The 17372-nt window shown below is 39.4% G+C and carries 18 protein-coding genes; 2 read left to right on the forward strand and 16 right to left on the reverse strand.

Annotated elements, in window-relative coordinates:
* Positions 1-62: 62 nt before the first annotated feature.
* From M3226_RS12025 to M3226_RS12040, 4 genes are all read right to left on the reverse strand, one after another.
* Positions 63-344, reverse strand: coding sequence for a hypothetical protein (locus M3226_RS12025; RefSeq protein ID WP_251565641.1), 282 nt, complete (start codon positions 342-344; stop codon positions 63-65).
* Positions 345-973: 629 nt separating this feature from the next.
* On the reverse strand, positions 974-2617 hold the full coding sequence (locus M3226_RS12030; protein ID WP_251565643.1) for a M4 family metallopeptidase: 1644 nt from the start codon (positions 2615-2617) through the stop codon (positions 974-976).
* 218 nt (positions 2618-2835) lie between these two features.
* Positions 2836-3015, reverse strand: a complete 180-nt coding sequence (locus M3226_RS12035; protein ID WP_251565645.1) for a hypothetical protein — start codon at positions 3013-3015, stop codon at positions 2836-2838.
* Positions 3016-3114: 99 nt separating this feature from the next.
* The gene (locus tag M3226_RS12040) at positions 3115-3411 is read right to left on the reverse strand and encodes a phospholipase (protein ID WP_251565647.1); all 297 of its coding nucleotides are present in this window, start codon (positions 3409-3411) and stop codon (positions 3115-3117) included.
* A gap of 273 nt (positions 3412-3684) precedes the next feature.
* Between M3226_RS12040 and M3226_RS12045 the strand changes: the two genes are divergently transcribed.
* The gene (locus tag M3226_RS12045; protein ID WP_251565649.1) at positions 3685-5196 is read left to right on the forward strand and encodes an ATP-binding protein; all 1512 of its coding nucleotides are present in this window, start codon (positions 3685-3687) and stop codon (positions 5194-5196) included.
* An 87-nt stretch (positions 5197-5283) separates the two neighbouring features.
* On the opposite strand, the gene M3226_RS12050 is transcribed toward M3226_RS12045, so the two are convergent.
* Both M3226_RS12050 and M3226_RS12055 read right to left on the reverse strand, forming a co-directional pair.
* The gene (locus tag M3226_RS12050) at positions 5284-5892 is read right to left on the reverse strand and encodes a flavin reductase family protein (RefSeq protein WP_251566074.1); all 609 of its coding nucleotides are present in this window, start codon (positions 5890-5892) and stop codon (positions 5284-5286) included.
* A 137-nt stretch (positions 5893-6029) separates the two neighbouring features.
* Entirely contained in the window at positions 6030-7067 is a 1038-nt protein-coding gene (locus M3226_RS12055; RefSeq protein WP_251565651.1) for a GGDEF domain-containing protein, read from the reverse strand.
* A 313-nt stretch (positions 7068-7380) separates the two neighbouring features.
* Here M3226_RS12055 and M3226_RS12060 point away from each other — a divergent pair, with 313 nt between their 5' ends.
* Positions 7381-8364: a DUF3231 family protein gene (locus M3226_RS12060; RefSeq protein ID WP_251565653.1), complete on the forward strand. Its 984-nt coding sequence runs from the start codon at positions 7381-7383 to the stop codon at positions 8362-8364.
* A gap of 153 nt (positions 8365-8517) precedes the next feature.
* Here the strand turns inward: M3226_RS12060 and M3226_RS12065 are convergent, their stop codons facing one another.
* The 10 genes from M3226_RS12065 to M3226_RS12110 form a co-directional block, all read right to left on the reverse strand.
* Positions 8518-9897 (reverse strand): tetratricopeptide repeat protein, encoded by a 1380-nt coding sequence (locus M3226_RS12065; protein ID WP_251565655.1) that lies wholly within the window; start codon positions 9895-9897, stop codon positions 8518-8520.
* Positions 9898-10070: 173 nt separating this feature from the next.
* Positions 10071-11141, reverse strand: coding sequence for a sulfate/molybdate ABC transporter ATP-binding protein (locus tag M3226_RS12070; RefSeq protein ID WP_251565656.1), 1071 nt, complete (start codon positions 11139-11141; stop codon positions 10071-10073).
* Positions 11142-12029, reverse strand: a complete 888-nt coding sequence (gene cysW / locus M3226_RS12075) for a sulfate ABC transporter permease subunit CysW (protein ID WP_251565659.1) — start codon at positions 12027-12029, stop codon at positions 11142-11144.
* Between the two features lie 17 nt (positions 12030-12046).
* Positions 12047-12868 (reverse strand): sulfate ABC transporter permease subunit CysT, encoded by an 822-nt coding sequence (cysT, locus tag M3226_RS12080; protein ID WP_251565661.1) that lies wholly within the window; start codon positions 12866-12868, stop codon positions 12047-12049.
* A gap of 332 nt (positions 12869-13200) precedes the next feature.
* Positions 13201-14283 (reverse strand): sulfate ABC transporter substrate-binding protein, encoded by a 1083-nt coding sequence (locus tag M3226_RS12085; protein ID WP_251565663.1) that lies wholly within the window; start codon positions 14281-14283, stop codon positions 13201-13203.
* 140 nt (positions 14284-14423) lie between these two features.
* Entirely contained in the window at positions 14424-14594 is a 171-nt protein-coding gene (locus M3226_RS12090) for a YezD family protein (RefSeq protein WP_251565665.1), read from the reverse strand.
* A 320-nt stretch (positions 14595-14914) separates the two neighbouring features.
* Entirely contained in the window at positions 14915-15433 is a 519-nt protein-coding gene (locus tag M3226_RS12095; RefSeq protein WP_251565667.1) for a GNAT family N-acetyltransferase, read from the reverse strand.
* Positions 15434-15645: 212 nt separating this feature from the next.
* Positions 15646-16071, reverse strand: coding sequence for a DUF4395 domain-containing protein (locus tag M3226_RS12100; RefSeq protein ID WP_251565668.1), 426 nt, complete (start codon positions 16069-16071; stop codon positions 15646-15648).
* Between the two features lie 232 nt (positions 16072-16303).
* Positions 16304-16759 carry a DUF2269 family protein gene (locus tag M3226_RS12105; protein ID WP_308211942.1) on the reverse strand — a complete coding sequence of 152 codons (456 nt, stop codon included), beginning with the start codon at positions 16757-16759 and terminating at the stop codon, positions 16304-16306.
* A gap of 45 nt (positions 16760-16804) precedes the next feature.
* Positions 16805-17344: an HD domain-containing protein gene (locus tag M3226_RS12110; protein WP_251565670.1), complete on the reverse strand. Its 540-nt coding sequence runs from the start codon at positions 17342-17344 to the stop codon at positions 16805-16807.
* Positions 17345-17372 lie beyond the last annotated feature (28 nt).

Raw genomic sequence — 17372 nt, forward strand, 5'->3', positions numbered from 1 at the left:
CCCTTTGGGTGTCAGGCACCTTTTTTACTTTGTTAACTCCGTTTATACTCAAAGTCTGTTTGTTACCTTTGACCTCGTTGGTATGTGCCGTGGCCGTGGTGGTAACCATGACCTGGATAATATCCTCCATGACCATGATGATAACCATGCCCCGGATAATAGCCCCCGTGGCCATGATGATAACCATGCCCTGGATAATAGCCTCCGTGTCCGTGATGGTATCCATATCCTGGATATCCTACCGGAGTTGGATAATACCCTCCATGGCCGTGGTGATAACCACCACCTGGATAATAACCGCTATGGCCATGGTGATATGCTCCAGATTGTTGTCTATCTTCCATTGTAATAACCCTCCTTTACGACTAGCTGTAAACAGTGTATGTGTACACTTCAAAATTGGAATGGATACTTGCCCATTACACTTCCGTGCATATATTAGTAAATCTTCACAACTTCCACATAAGATTTGCACAAGTTCTACATATATTTTTCATATAATAAAAATAACTTAATTAGGAAATGGTTCAACGAACTCATTTCTTAAAACTTCCCATACTTTGATTGGTGATCCCGCCAATCTATTTTTTTGCAATCCACTCCCAATCTTCACAACTTCCACACAACTTCCACCTATTTTCTACACAATTTTTCACTATTATAAAAGTAACTTATTTAGGAAATAGTTCAATGAGCTCATTTCTTAAAACTTCCCATTTTTAGATTGGTGCCGGCACCAATCTATTTTTTTTGCTCCTCTAACAAAGAAAAGGGCTGCAGAAAGAGGGCACTGCAAAAGTCAAAAAATAAATGAAAAAAGGGTGAGTACCTACCACTGGTAGTGTCTCACCCTTTTACTATTCCTCTACATATCGTGCTTCAGTAATTAAATCTAGTGTTTTGCAGTAGCCTCAGAAACGCGCAGCCTTTTTCTTGTATGATGTTTATTTATCTTTTATATTCCACTCTTATCTTAATTTACTCCTACTTGGTTCCAAGCGGAGGCAACTGCGTTGTACTGGGTGCTGCCTGTTCCGTAGAAATCTGCAGCGGCTGCAAGCAGTGAGGCGCGTGCATCACTAAAGTTACTTTGTGGGTTTAGATACACGATAAGCGCACGATAGTAGATTTTCTCAGCAACAGCTGTTCCTAAGCTGGAAATCGTTAAATAGGCCGCCTTGTTAGGGATTCCACTATTGGTATGAACCCCTCCATTATCAGAAGTAGTATAAACATAGTTGTTCATATGATCAGGCTGTCCATAAAGTGTTGGGTTAGATAAGCTGCGGAGCGCATCCCCTGATTTATTTGGTGTGTACACATCCTCACCAACTAAATAATCCCCCTTATCTAGGAAAACCCCAAACGTATCGGAAATCGACTCATTCAATGCCCCGGATTGGTCAACATAATCTAACCCTGCGGTTCTTTCCGTAACAGCGTGTGTTAATTCATGGGCAACCACATCGAGAGCGCCTGATAAAGGTCTAAATGTTACTCCATCGCCATCCCCATATACCATTTGCGAACCATTCCAGAAGGCATTATTGTAATTTCTGCTATAATGTACCGACGAACGAATCGTTGCCCCATTGTTATCGAAGCTATTACGATTAAACGTATTTTTATAATAATCATAGACTTTGCCGGCATAGTAGTTGGCATCTACATCTGCACCCTGAGAAACCGCATTGAATTTATTATCTGGGTCTACAGAATAATTACCTGGCAGCACGCTCCGGCTTTGTGCCGTTCTAGTTTCAATTACACCTGACATCGGTTTTGTTACATCATATAAATAGTAAGTACCGTTTGAATAATAGGTATTTAGAGTTTTATAATCTCCTAATACTCCGTATCCAGAGCCTGTGGTGGCACCATCCGCTACGGCATTATATGAATCTATTACATTCCCATTCACCGCATCCACATATACTACCCAGTTGGCCCCATAAGGCTGGATGAATTGCAGGTTAGTTTTGTAGGCCAGATAGAAATCATTTGCCTTTTTATAAACGACTAATTCAGCTTTCTCAATCGTATCTTCAAACTTCGCTCCAGTTGGACCTGCCTCCGCATTTGTTAATGTTTCTTCCTTAGTCAAATTTATAGATTTCCAGGCCCTATCTAGCGCAGCATCCTTAGTCAGCTTTGCTTTCAGGTTCCCCTTGAAATAGTTGGACGCGGCCGGAAAAACATCGCCATTAATAGCGGTAATGAAACCATTTTTATCGGTATGCACCTTGAATTTTGCCCCATCTACCGGAATACCTTGCACAGATTGAACAAAATTATAGTGTTTGCTGCCAAGCTCGTCGGTCTGCACATCAAGCAAAGTTAAATCTTTATCTGCATCTAATTGATAAAGTGATTTATTGTCTTTTAAAAATTGCTTTACGGATGCTTGATCTTTATAAACCTTAGTAGAGAGTTTACCGTGGACGAAGGAGGGAACCGTTTGACCCTTTTTCCAAGTGACCTTTGCATCCTTGCCAAACTGACTTGCATCCTTTGAAACAGTAACATTATACGGAGTAGTGTTGGCCGCGGCCGATATCGGCAGCACTGCCCCAACCGTTAATCCTAATGCTAGTATAATAGATGTTCTTTTCTTCATCGTTTCCCAGCCTCCTAATTCTATATTTGTTTACTATTGCAAAAACATCATATCACGCTAAAAGCCTCCGCATAATTGGGAAAAAAGTGAGGAAAAGGGGGTCAGCTCCTGTCGATTCTTGAAATTCCATAAAAAATCCCAACACTCATATCTACTGGCGTTGGGAAAATTAATAAACCTCTATTCTTATGACATGAAATTCAAGTTGAGTTTTTACACTATTTCTTCTTTGCTAAGATGATCTTTTCCATGCTTTTATTAATCAAATGATTTCCCGCTACAAACACAGCTATACATATGATGACAGACCATAAACCCATACGGCTTAAATAAATATTTCCAATAAAAATAATCAGCAGCAGCCATCCACATTTGAGGAACCAATAGAGGAAGTGCATGAACTCCCTCCTTTCCTAAACTCTTTAGCATTATATTCTCCGAAACCACTTAAATTTTCAATCAATCAGTTTGACAACTTATCCTATTTTTTATCCACTTTACAGCCAATTCTTCCTGCCGCAGTTAAAGGCAGTTCTTACTTTCATAAAATCATACATCAGCGCAGCCTTTCTGCCTTTTTCCGTATTGGGATTCATCTTTGGACGAAGACACTCCATAAATTGCGTATCACATTGGCAGGATGATAATCCGCGGCTCAAGCAGTAATCATGTTTTTGACAGCAGGCATCTACATCATTTATCGGTGCTCCAGGGCCGCTGCAGCCCGGTCCGCACCACTTATATCCAGGAAAAATACAGATTGAAAAGGGACTCCTTCTCCTCTTATTTTGCATTGTAACACCTCCCTAACCTCTTTCTATTAGGGTATGAAAATTTAATTTGGATGAAATAGCCAAAATCCCTATTCAGTTAGTAGGAAATATTAAACTTTTCTATTTTCAGATAATAAGATATTTGATATAACTAACATAGCAACTAAACTATTTTCAAAAAACAATATAGATGTGCACCACGATTTATTACTTCTTTTTCAGCAATTACTCCTAAGTGTATCAAATTAATAAATATATGGAAAAATAGTACATAACATAGAGGGGTAGATCCGCTTGGTACTTTTTCGCCTGCTTAAGGCTCTTATACATAAAAAATCATTAATCTATCTTTTAATTGCTCTGATTCCATCCCTTGCTGTCAGTTTGACTTTAGCCCGGCACCAAGTGAGAGTGGTGAAAAGTGACTATAAACTCAGGGCACAAGAGTATGCTAACTTTCATGCCATGAATATTGAGAGGTTTGTTGGGGAGACAGTCGGACGATTAGAAATGCTCTCCACCGCCCTTAATATCCAGCACATCAGCTTAAAGGATATAGAAAAAATACTCCGAGAAACCAAGGGGAAAGACCCGCGTTTTTCTGGTTTCTATTGGGCTAATACAAGTGGTGACGTTATCATAAGCACCAACAAAATCACAACCCGTATAAATGTTAGTGATCAGCCTTACTTTCAACAGGCCCGCGATGAAGCACAAACCAGTATTTCTGAAGCTCATAATGGACGGGTAACAGGACGGTATATTATCTCAATTGCTACCCCAATCGTCGATAGGCACAGAGTTAAGGGTGTATTCGTTGCGAGTTTGCGAATGGATGAAATAAAAAAAGAAATATTTAGATTAGTAAATAATGAACGTATTACCATTAAAGATGCGACTGGCAAACCATTAATTCAATCTGGTTCCATTCCAAACCAATATAACGTTAAATCAGTTATGAAGATTTCTAGGGTCCCATGGACGATAACAGCTTTTGTTAACCCTAATACTAAAAAGGTATTTTGGGATAGCTTTTTTAAAAATCTCTTCATCTCCTTATTCACAATGAGTATATTATTTTTATTGATTAACTATCTGCTTTTAAAAAGAAAGGTCCAAAAAGAAAAAGAACAAACGGAGCTCCATAAACTGGAGCTAATTGGCAATCTTGCAGCTAGTACCGCCCATGAAATTAGAAATCCGCTCACTGGTATAAAGGGTTTGGTCAAACTATTAAGTGAAGAAAACGATGAGCCGAAGGCACAATCCTATTACAAGGTTATCCAATCTGAGATTGACAGAATTAATGCCATTGTAAGTGAACTGCTTATCCTTGGAAAACCAACGGCTTACACGCTTAAAACCTATAATGCAAATGTGATTGTTTCGGAAATCGCACCGATTATTACCTCTGAAACCAATTATACAAACGTGGAATTAACCTTCCACTACCATCCGGAAGAGTTGCCGGTATCTTGTGTAAAAGACCAATTAAAACAAGTCATTCTTAACCTTACAAAAAATGCTTTACAGGCAATGCCCTACGGCGGGAATTTATCCATCCATTTAGATAAACAATCAGATAACTGCCGGATAACTGTTAGCGATAACGGGGTTGGTATGAGCAAGGATCAAGTTTCACAAGCGTTTAATCCGTTCTTTACTTTAAAAAAAGCCGGTTCAGGTCTGGGGTTAACGGTTTGCAAGCGGATCATAGATTCCTACGGAGGAGAAATTAAGATAAAAAGTACCCCAAACCAAGGGACACAAGTCGAAATACTTCTTCCATTAGTTTCACAAATATAGCTTCAGTTTGAAGAATTGGTACTTACTAAAAACGCTCAGAGTTTAACCCTCTGAGCGTTCCTATTTCTTATAGTATAGGCAGTTAGACTACTTAGGTCTTTCGATTTCAAAAATCTCGCCGATTTTCGCATAATTATTACCCGCCAGGCGGCTTACCGCAGCTAAGCCTTTTGAATCGATTCGTCCACTTTCATAAAGGTCACTTTCAATATGGTATTGAACAATTCTACCGATGATAAAATCACATCCTGGAGAATCCTCCCCGCCTACTTCCAAGGAATGCTCTAATCTACACTCCATTCTAATTTTAGCTTCCCTAACACCTGGTGTAGAGACCTTTATGCTTTTTACAGGAGTTAATTGCGCTAGTTCAATTTCACTTTGATCTGGCGGGAGGCTCGCGGCTGTTTTATTGATTAATTCAACATTATGTTCATCAACAATATGCACGACAAATTCTTTTAAGTCGATTATATTTCTAGCTGTATCCTTTTGTCTTCCTCCCGAGCGTTGAATAGCTACCGATATCAATGGAGGATTGGCCGAGACAATATTAAAATAACTAAAGGGTGCGCCATTCAAAACACCCTCTTTCGACAAGGATGTTACGAAAGCGATTGGTCTAGGTATAATACTTCCAATTAGAAATTTATAATTTTCTCTTTCAGTATTTTTAGATGGGTCTATTGAAATCATCATTACGCCCTCTCCTCGCTCTTTGGGTCTGGTGTAGATCCATTTTTATTATAGCAGTATTTACCAATTTTATGCGAATTAGAGCTTAATTAAGACCAAAAAAGCCCCCAGAATAAACTGCCCGGGGACTTTATTATTTAACTTACACTGCTTACCTTATTTCGGCCGCGATGCTTGGACTGGTACAATCCCTCGTCAACACGGCTTAATAAAGAATCAATTGTGTCTTCTGGCAAAGATTCTGTAACGCCAAAGCTAGCTGTTAATCTCCCTACAATTTGAAAGTCATGCGTGGCAACCGTTTCCCGTAATAGTTCCGCTAGGTTAATAGCTCCCTGCCCTGTCACTGTAGGAAGGATAATAAATTCCTCCCCGCCCCATCGACCAAACCATTCTCTAGCCGAAAGGTTGCTTTGGATTAAATCAGCTAGCTCAATTAATAGAGCATCCCCTACTTTATGGCCATACTGATCATTAATCATTTTAAAATGATCAATATCGAAAAAGATCACAGAAAATGTGATATTCATTTCCTTGGCATCTTTTAATTTTTGTTCAAACCATCCGTCAATTTGATGGCGGTTGGCAATTCCAGTTAATGAATCTAAATATGCATGCTTTTTAAACAGTTGGGCTTCCGCATATACTTTAAAAATGTGCTGGGCACTATAAAGAACGACGATATAAACAAAATTTGCGAAATAGTATTGAAATAAAGAATCCATTGATTCAGTTGATAGCCTGTTAAAATAAGTAAGACCATCTACCAGAGTAAGCAGGAAGATAAAAATAGAGAAAGTAAGCCCCTTCTTAACTCCTAATGTTAAGAAAATAAATACGATATAAATGGGCATCCATACAATAAAATCTCCTAAGGAGCCGCCACTTGGGAGCAAATAATGAGCTACCGTGTCACAAAAAGTAGCAATATGATAGACCGTTATTAAAGCTAAACATGAATACTCTATAAACTCACCCCCACGCCTTTTGATTAATAATACCCAGCTCAAAAACAGCCAAATGGTGAGGGCATTGTTAATGATAAAATTCATTTTAAATTCGTTATACCCATTTTGCATGACGGTATTTAAAATAAGAGCGATTATAATTATCGGAACAATCCAGAGATAAACACCTCTCTTTAGATCGGCTAGTGATTCAAACTGTTTTTTCATCAAATGATCATCTCCCTAACTAATCAGCAATGATTAGTCCAGCCCAAGAGTTCTTTAAAACTGACATTACTTGTCACCATTCCTTAAATTTACAGTCTTTACATTCTTATTTTAAATGAAATGTTCCGATTTTGATATATGATTTATGACATTTGGATTGGAGCATTTTGACTATTTCATGATATTTTTTAGTCCATCAAATCATCTACCGTGGATCTTTTAGAAATAATGGGTTCCAATACAGATTCATGCATAACAATTGAACGTAGAGCGAAATATATGTAATATTTGAATGGAATTTTTAGGAGGAATTATGGAGTTTAAACCAACAGCAGGAGAGATTTCGAATTTATGGCAGTTTATTATCGCCAATCAAGCTCACCTTTGTTTATTAGAATATTGGGGTCATCACGCAGAGGATGAAGAATTAAACCGGATCATAGAGCAATCAAAAAAAATAGCTACGCAAATCGTTGAAGATGGCCTCTCTTTATATAAAAGAGCAGGGTTTGCCCCGCCCATTGGATTCAGTCTGAAAAGTGACGTGACAAAAGAGGTACCCCGGCTGATGTCTGATAAGCTAATACTTTTTGTGCTTCATGTACTTTCCGAGTATGGTATATATGGGTACGGGTTAACCTTGGGAAAAACAGATTATCCGGAAGTTTTAACCTTTTTTGAGACATGTCTCAAAAACTCAACAGATCTTTATAGGATGATTACGGAAATTGTTCATAAAAAGGGCTACGGGCATCAGCCTGTTTACATACCAGTAGTAAAAGAGCCAGAAATGATTGAGCATCATTCTTTTATGTCAGGCTGGTGGGGTGACCAACGTCAACTTAGTGGGATTGAAATCGATAACCTTATTTTTAGCCTGCGAGGTGTAATTCTCGCGAAAACAATGTTTATGATATTTTCACAAATTGCTAAGGACCCTAAGGTTCAAAAATTATGCCGTAGAGGCAAAAAGATCGCAGGAAAAAGGGTAGAAAGGTTTCAGTCCTTTAACACAGCGGAAAACATCCCATTTCAAGCAACGTTTGAATCCGAGATTACGGACTCTTCCATTTCTCCTTTTTCCGATCGTTTAATAATGTTTCAAGTCCTATCACTCGCACAAATTGCCATCGCTAGATATGGAAATGCCTTAAGCTTTGTCGTAAGAAGAGATTTAAGCAGTTTGTTCGGATTCTTAATTGTGGAAACCGGCACGTTTCTTGACGATGGGCTAAACTTAATGATTGAGTATAAATGGATGGAACAACCCCCAATGGCTACCCATAGAATAAAATAAAGCGGATATCTTCAAGAAAAACCTCAATATGAATTAATTGAAAATGCCGAACATGCTTATCCCTTTTTCCACAAACGGGTACCTAATATGCTGCCTTTATTCGGACCTATAAAAATGACGTCGAACAACTAAACTGGTGTTCGACGCCTCTTTTTATCCTAAATGTTGATTCGATGGTAAATGGTTCAAGATTTGCTGATAGGCCGCCGCTTCCTTTACTAGTCCTTTAAATTGATACATTTTACTAATCTTGCGGATGGGTGAAGGGTTCTGTGGCTGCAGCTCCATCTCCCAAGCGAAACAATCGATGGCTTTGTCATATTGTTTAAACTCCGCATAATAGTCGCCTAAAGTCATCATCCGATCAGGATCCTCTACTAAGGCTGCCATTTCCTTTATTTTTCGAATAACCTCTGATGTTGGGAATACCATCTGAAACGATAAGAGTTTCTCCTCAACAGAAGGAAGATCATACAAATCAAGCAGCTTCACCGACAATTGAAATAATTTCTCCTCCCATTGCTGATGAGGATGGTTATCAGGCAGATGCTTCAATACAAGAATCCATTCATTAATGTGCACTAAGACAAAATCTGGGTCAGACTTTTCCCAAATCTGTTCTAGCATGTCACCATAAGCTGCTGGCAGGTCTTCAATAAAGGGGAATAAGCACTTAGCAGCTTTCTCCACTCTTCCAGCCTGCAGCATTTTTTCTAATGTTGGTTTTGCCTCAAGTAAATAACTAAACGGATTAATTTGGATCTGACTTAAGAGAAATATCCAGTCTTCCATAGTGATAAATTGTAAGGCTATTTCTGTATATTTTTCCACTTCCCCAGCATTTGGGAGTTCTAACCACAGCAATAAGGCAACTAAACCATCTTGTTTTTGTAGAAGGAATTCTCTTTCCTTTTGTTGGGAACGATGTCTGAAACAGTGTAATTCCACAAATAGTGGGTCTTTTTCATAGAGAGAGGGTAAATCCTTGGAATGATAAATTAGATGATAGGGATTGAATTCATGTGAATCCAAGCGTTCCTTTGCAGATTTTAATGACGGAGAGAAATCATGTAAGAGTTGTACCACTTGAAAGGATTTTAAAAATTTGCCGCTTCTTTTAAAGTGAAAATATACTTTATCTAATAGGCTGATTAGCTGTTCTTTTTCGTAAAAGGCGTCAAGTGTTGTGGCAATAAAGGCAACTTCCTGAAGTGGAAAATGGAGTTGCAGATGGGAGAAAAGTTTACTTTTCGCAGGAATCGTAACGGATTGATGAGGCATTAGTGCTGCTAAGACTGGATGGGAAGAATGAAGAACCATTCCCTTGGTAAAGACCTTTTGAATAAATGTACCTTCTTCCATATGATCAAGCTTAGCTCCATAAACTAAGGTATGTTTATAATAGATAAGATACCATTTTTCGTCATTCTCGGTTAAAACCTCGAATACCTTGCTCCTTGCAAAAACTCCCCCGCGAGCAAGCGTCCCTTTTACCGTTTGTTTTTTATCCTTAATCAAGATTTCACTACCCATTGCACTCGTCCCCTTCCTCATATGACAACTGGTTCTTAACTAAAGTATATCACAAGTTTGAAAAAGTGGTGTTGAAACGGCAATCTGTAAAAAAGTGATCACACTAACACAGAGCTGCGATTTTAAAAAAATAAAAGGGCCTACTTCTTTTATGAAGTAAAGCCCACTTTTAATTATATGGAATAATCTTCGGGGATAAACACTTTTAACTGCTTCGGTTTTACATATACCTCTTCACCTGTTTTTAGGTCGAGACTTCGAAAATATTCCTTGGTTAATTCAGCTTCTAAATAGTCGCCGGTATCTTTTCGAATTAATTCCACTTGGACCACCGCACCAATTTGATGGATATAGTTCACTTTTGCGGTGGCATAATCCTGCCGATATTCTCGTTTGATACTAATATCATGCGGCCTCGCATACCCAACCGCTTCAGTATTAATAGTCTCAGCAAACTCAGGAGCATCGACCTCAAACTCACCATGCTGCAGCTTTCCATTATGCAAGCGGCCTTTAAATAGATTCACATTCCCTAAGAAGTGATAAACAAACGGACTATTAGGCTGTTCGTATACTTCCTCGGGTGTGCCAATCTGTTCGATTTTCCCCTCGTTCATCACCACAATCCGGTCGGCCACATCTAGAGCCTCCTCCTGATCATGGGTCACAAATATACTTGTAATTTGATAATCATCATGAAGCCTTCTAAGCCAGCGTCGGAGATCTTTTCGGACCTTCGCATCCAAAGCCCCAAACGGTTCATCTAACAAAAGCACCTTTGGCTCGACGGCTAATGCTCTAGCGAGGGCGACACGCTGCCGTTGTCCTCCTGATAAATGGGAAGGATAACGATTGGCAAAAGCCTCAAGTTTTACTAGTTTCAATAATTCATTGACTTTTTCTCTTATTTCACTTTTAGTAGGTCTATTTTTTCGCGGGCGCACCTTTAAACCATACGCAATATTATCAAAAACAGTCATGTGGCGGAATAAGGCATAATGTTGGAAAACAAACCCCACCTTACGCTCTTTAGCACTTAATAGAGTAATATCCTCTTCCCCAAACAGAATGACACCTTGACTTGCTTCTTCTAGTCCTGCAATGATCCTTAATAGAGAGGTTTTCCCTGATCCAGAAGGGCCAAGGAGTGCAACGAGTTCTCCGGTTTGAATGTCTAGATTAATATGTTCAAGGGCTTGAAAGCTGCCGAACGATTTAGAGATGTTATTAATTTGAATGCTCATTTATGCTTCCCCCTCAACTGGTGCCATGGACTTATTTGCTTTCCACTCAATGATATTTTTTACAATTAACGTGATAATGGCGAACAGCGACATTAAAGATGCGACGGCAAAAGCTGCCGAAAATTGATATTCATTATATAAGATCTCAATATGAAGCGGCATCGTATTGGTCATACCGCGAATATGCCCGGATACCACTGATACTGCACCAAATTCACCGATGGTACGGGCGGTACAGAGAATGACTCCATATAATAAGCCCCATTTTATATTCGGCAGGGTTACAAGCCAAAACGTTTTCCAGCCGCTCGCTCCCAGCGTCATTGATGCCTCTTCATCGGCTGTTCCCTGTGTCTGCATTAACGGAATCAATTCCCTGGCTACAAAAGGCAAGGTAATTAACAAGGTGGCAAACACAATACCCGGTACGGCGAAGATGATTTTTATATCATGCGCCTGCAGCCATGGACCAAACAACCCGTGACTACTGAACAACAAAACAAATACTAGTCCGGCGATAACTGGTGAGATCGCAAACGGCAGGTCAATAATCGTGAGCAACAAACTCTTTCCTTTAAAATTAAACTTGGTGATCGCCCATGCTGCCGCAATACCAAATATTGCATTAAGCGGAACGGCTATCACAGCGACTATCAGGGTTAATTTGATCGCCGCTATGGCATCTGGACTGCTGATGGCTTCAAAAAATACGGCACTTCCTTTATCGAAGGCTTTAATAAAAATTGCAATTAGCGGTAAAACCAGAAACAATCCTAAAAATCCAACCGCTAATGTAATTAATAGATAACGAACCCAACGCGGTTCAGCTTCCTTACTCGATTTCTGTATCTGTGGACTTGAGTATTGCAATGGAACATGTCCGGACATTTTCTACACCCCACTATTTAAATAATTTTTCGATTGGTCCACCATTGTAATAAGTTAATAACCAATAGCATGAGAAAGGAAAAAACAAGCATGACAGCGGCGATTGCGGTTGCTCCCGCATAGTCATATTGTTCTAGCTTTGTCATAATTAGCAGTGGGGTAATTTCTGTTTTCATCGGCATATTACCAGCAATAAACACCACAGAACCATATTCCCCCAGCGACCTGGCGAATGCTAAGGCAAAGCCAGTCAGCGCTGCTGGCATCAGTTCAGGAAAGACCACTTTAATGAAAGTTTGAAGCCGGTTTGCACCTAAACTAGCTGATGCTTCTTCTACTTCCTTATCCACGTTTTGTAAAACAGGCTGTACCGTTCGAACCACAAAGGGCAAGCCGATAAACATTAAAGCTACCGTAATGCCGAGAGATGTGAACGCCACTTTAAAGCTTAAAAATTGGCCAACCCAGCCATTTTCCGCATATAAGGTTGTTAAGGCGATACCTGCAATCGCGGTTGGCAAGGCAAAAGGCAGGTCTACGAGTCCATCAATGATCCGCTTGCCCGGAAATCGGTATCGAACAAGCACCCAAGCGATTAAAATTCCAAAAATAACATTAATCGCTGCCGCCATAAGAGAGGCACCGATGCTTAGCTTATAAGATGCAACCACCCTTGGCTCTGAAATGGTTTGCCAAATTTTCTCCCAAGGGGCCGTCGCTGTATTGATAAAAATCATTGATAATGGCAAGATGACAAGAATGCTAATGTAGGTCATCGTAAACCCTAGCGACAGTCCGAAACCCGGCAATACGCCGGTTCGTTTCTTAAATAGACCCATGAGGTTGACCCCTTCCAATTTAGATACAAAGGGAGCACGAATGCCACCTTTTCTAGAAGATAGAAAGTATAAAAGTTGCTTCGAGAAATGTCCAGCTTCAGGCGCCATCGGCTCGAGGTCACAAGCTTATCCAGTTGCGGCTCCTTGGGACTGAAGTCATAAGCCACCCCCTGAAGAAGGCAAAAAACGCCTTCTTACAGGGTGCGTCTTATGCATTCGTCCCAGAACAGTCGCCTCCACATTTAGATCAATCCGTCCAAAAGGTTAAAGAACAACCTTTCGGCCGGCTCGTCTTGTGCTTGTCGCCGAAATCTAAACGCCTTACGCTTTTCCTATTTAGGCTGATAGATTTGGTCGAATGTCCCGCCATCATTAAAATGTTTTTCCTGGGCTTTTTTCCAGCCGCCGAAATAATCATCAATGGTAACCATCTTAATTTCTGGGAAAACATTTGCATATTTTTTCAAAATTTCTTCGTTACGCGGCCGGTAGTAATTTTTCGCAATAATTTCCTGCCCTTTATCGGAGTATAGATATTTCAGATAGGCCTCAGCTGCATCTCTCGTACCCTTTTTATCTACTACTTTATCAACAACTGCTACCGGTGGTTCTGCAAGAATGCTAAGCGACGGATTTACGACTTCAAACTTATCCTTACCTAACTCATTTAGGGTTAAGTACGCTTCATTCTCCCATGCGATTAACACATCACCAATCCCGCGTTCTACAAAGGTAGTCGTCGCTCCACGTGCTCCAGAATCTAACACTTCGACGTTTTTATATAATTGACTCATAAAATTCTTGGTCTTACCTTCATCCCCGCCAAATTTCTCTTGTGCATACGCCCAAGCGGCTAAATAGTTCCATCTGGCACCACCAGACGTTTTTGGATTTGGTGTGATAACAGATACTCCTTTTTTGGTTAAATCATCCCAATCCTTAATCCCTCTTGGATTCCCTTTTCTAACTAGGAAAACAATGGTAGAAGTATATGGGGTTGAATTATCCTGTAGATTCTTCTGCCAATCTGGAGAAAGCAATTTCCCGATGTTGGCAATTTCATCAATATCGTAAGCGAGCGCCAGTGTCACTACATCTGCCTCTAATCCATCAATAACCGCACGCCCTTGTTTTCCTGAGCCGCCATGTGATTGTTGAATAGTTACCTGCTGGCCTGTTTTCTTTTCCCAGTATTGAGCGAATTCCTTATTGTACTCTTCATAAAGCTCCCTTGTTGGATCATAGGAAACATTTAATAGTTGAATAGGATCTTTCTTTTGTTTCGTTTTCTGGCTTGAGTTATTTTCTTTTTTCGTTGATGTTTGTGAACTTGATTTTTCCGTACTGCTGCAGCCGGCTAATATAAGCGCCATTAACGTAAGTACCAATGTAAATTTGTATATATATTTTTTCATCACAAATGCCCCCTTTTTAGTAAAAAAAGCTGCCTAATTTTTAGCTATACTTAAGAATGAATGTGCCGATATTTTTAGGCAGAATAAGTCCTTAAGGATATGTAAAATTAAGCAGCCTTCAGTCGACTGATCGGCTAGTCTTAAACTCTTTGATTTTTGGAAGTAGAACGTCTTGCTTCAAAACGTGTTTTTTCTGTCTTATCTATTTGCGTGATCGCTCCATCATGAATCGTGATTATAACAGATCCATACTCGATATTTTTTAATGCCTCTAATATTACTTTCGTTCTCTCTTGATCCAATGCAGCCATTCGACCACTCTCCCTCTCCGCTTAATCCACTAATATCACATCAAAATACTTGGTTTTATGGATAAAAAATTTTAAAGGTACATTTGATTGACTACAATGTGGGCTGCATTTACTAATTGGATAGGTCATTGGGTGATCTCTCCTTTCTTTGTACACAAAAAGGCCTATACTCTTATTGAAGGAGTATAAGCCTTTGGTTGACCAATCAGCTTACTTTTTTAGTTTATATGGGCTTGAATTATCTCTATTTTATTCTGACTTTTCCGAGGTGTCAAGTGGGTTTTGAGATGATTTTATTAAATTATTAAAATATTTTAATTTTAAAATAGATTTTCTTTATCAATGCTGAGTCGGTATGCTTTGACTATGATACCGTCATTGGCAGGTTCAAAGTCGTATTGTGGGATACGCTCAAATCCCAGCCGTTCATATAATCTCATTGCACCTGTCATAAATTCTCCGGTATGCAAACCGACCGACTGGCAGCCTTTTTCTTTTGCCCTGACGATACATTCAGAAATCAGCCTCGTTGCAATCCCTTTACCTTGAGCATCAGGAGCAACGGCAAGCATTCGGATTTCAGGATAATCCAGCTTCTCCACATTGCCTTCGTAGGCATCTGTTTTAGCCGGAAATAAAACCACACTGCCGACGATCTTTCCTTCTAATTCGGCAACGATTCGTTCAATCCCAGGATTGGCATCCACATCGGATGAAATCGCTTGTCTCAATGCCTTCCAATGGTCTTCTGGAATGCTTTTAGCATGTATTTCATATGCTTGTATCCGTTGTTCCCGAATCAGCGGTAATTCCTTTACTACAGCATCACGTATAATCATTATCACTTAAACTCCTATTCTGTTTTCTCACATTTGATTAAAAATTTTTCAGACCTATTACTTAAATTTTCCAGCCCAAGCTTAATTTTAGGGGGTCCAACTTTTATCAGTCAACAAAAATATTTGATTATAAATAATATTGAGAATTAATGTGCTTTACTTAAATAAAAAAGCCCTTGAACCTATCAAGAGCTTTTGAGGAATTACAAAGATTAATGAATGGAACGTCTATATTTATATTGCCTCCATTGATAATGGATAAAGCAACCGATACAAAAGCCCAGAATGGCTACAAATGCTGCTACTGCAACTAAAATGGTAAAGATATAACCCAACGTATTCCATCCCGCAAAAAAGCTAATAAAGCCTATTGCTAAACACAAGACGGCAATCTTCTGATTAAACTGCTGCTGCTCCCAATCTTCAGGAATGTAAGCCTTAGGATCCTTCTTTAAAAATTGCTTTGCAAGCTGCATAATCGGATTAAATCCAAACAAGAGTCCACTTAAACCTGAAAGAAGCGGTATTAATAAAAGCCACTCTACACCAGATACCCATGTTAAGACCACACTTAGAACAATAACCCATTGGTTTGTTTTTACAAGCGGACGAGGAATTGAACGTATATTGTCAGCCATTCAAAATACCTACCTTTCTTATTGGAATTCTATGAATAATATTTAATACAGTTTAACCTGAATTTAATTTTTTGTATAGTTAAACGGCCCTTCCACTAACAAAATCGTATGCAAGCGTACAGTCTGTTAGACCATGACGTTTCAATACCTGTAGAACATTATCGACAATTACTTATTTTTTAGTCAAAAAAAAGAAAGGCAGGCACTGTAATCTTTGCCATACCTTTCTTAATTAAAATGGTTTTAAGATCATAAGCGCGATAATGATAATGAAAATCACGTTTTCTAAGTATTCATAACGAAATAAGATCTTCGATAAACGCCAATACTCCTCAGGTATTTCCTCGCCTTGATGTTCGGCCAGCAATGCTTTTACAGGCTTAGACCTTGGTGATAAGACCAGGGGCCCAATCGCAAGCGCGGCTAAAAAAAGAACAAGACTTGTCACATACCATCCCATGCGAAACAGACTGGGATTTAAAAAGCCCATTGTTAGACCTGTTATCAGAAGCAGAGTGCCGCCTGCCATAACAAAAATATGAAGCTTGTGTCGGAGCCTATAAGAATGTCTAAGTTCAGTCATGTTATTCCCTGATTTAACAACGGTTGTTAAGATAAAACCCGGCCCCATACCGATGATAGCGGAAAAAATATGAATAACCACGATTATTTTGTAGAATGATATCACTGCAAAAGCCTCCGTTCCGTTTCCAATGATCCCATTCTACCATATTTATTTCTTAAATAAGTTGTGGACTGCTTTTTCCAATTCCTCTACTAATGGAAAGGAGTCTTGTGATTTCAGACTATCTACAATATGGTTATAGTACCATTCTTGCTTTTCCTTACCTGCATTAAATTTACTCCAGATTTCATCCCCAATCCGTTGATAATCATTGGAAATAGAACGTATGTTATGTAATTTGTCCGCACAAGCCACTGTGCGAATATCACTGGGAGCTCTCTTAAGGTATTCTATCGTATGCAATTTGCGCTCATCCCACGATAAGGATTTGTCCGGTTCAGAGCATCCTTCCACAATTTCTGCAATCTCGGCGCCAAATTCATGTTCAATCTCCACCAACGTAAGGTCAGTGTCTTCTACCGTATCATGGAGAATTCCGGCTGCAATTAGTATATCGTTATAACCAGCCTTCATTAAGATCATCCCTACCGCAACCGGATGAGTTATATAGGGAATATCACTTCCTTTTCTGCGTTGATTCGCATGGGCTTTGGCTGCGGTTTGCAGCGCTTTTTCAATGACATCCATAATCTGATTCCTCCTTCTATCAATCCTA

The sequence above is a fragment of the Neobacillus cucumis genome (assembly GCF_023715505.1).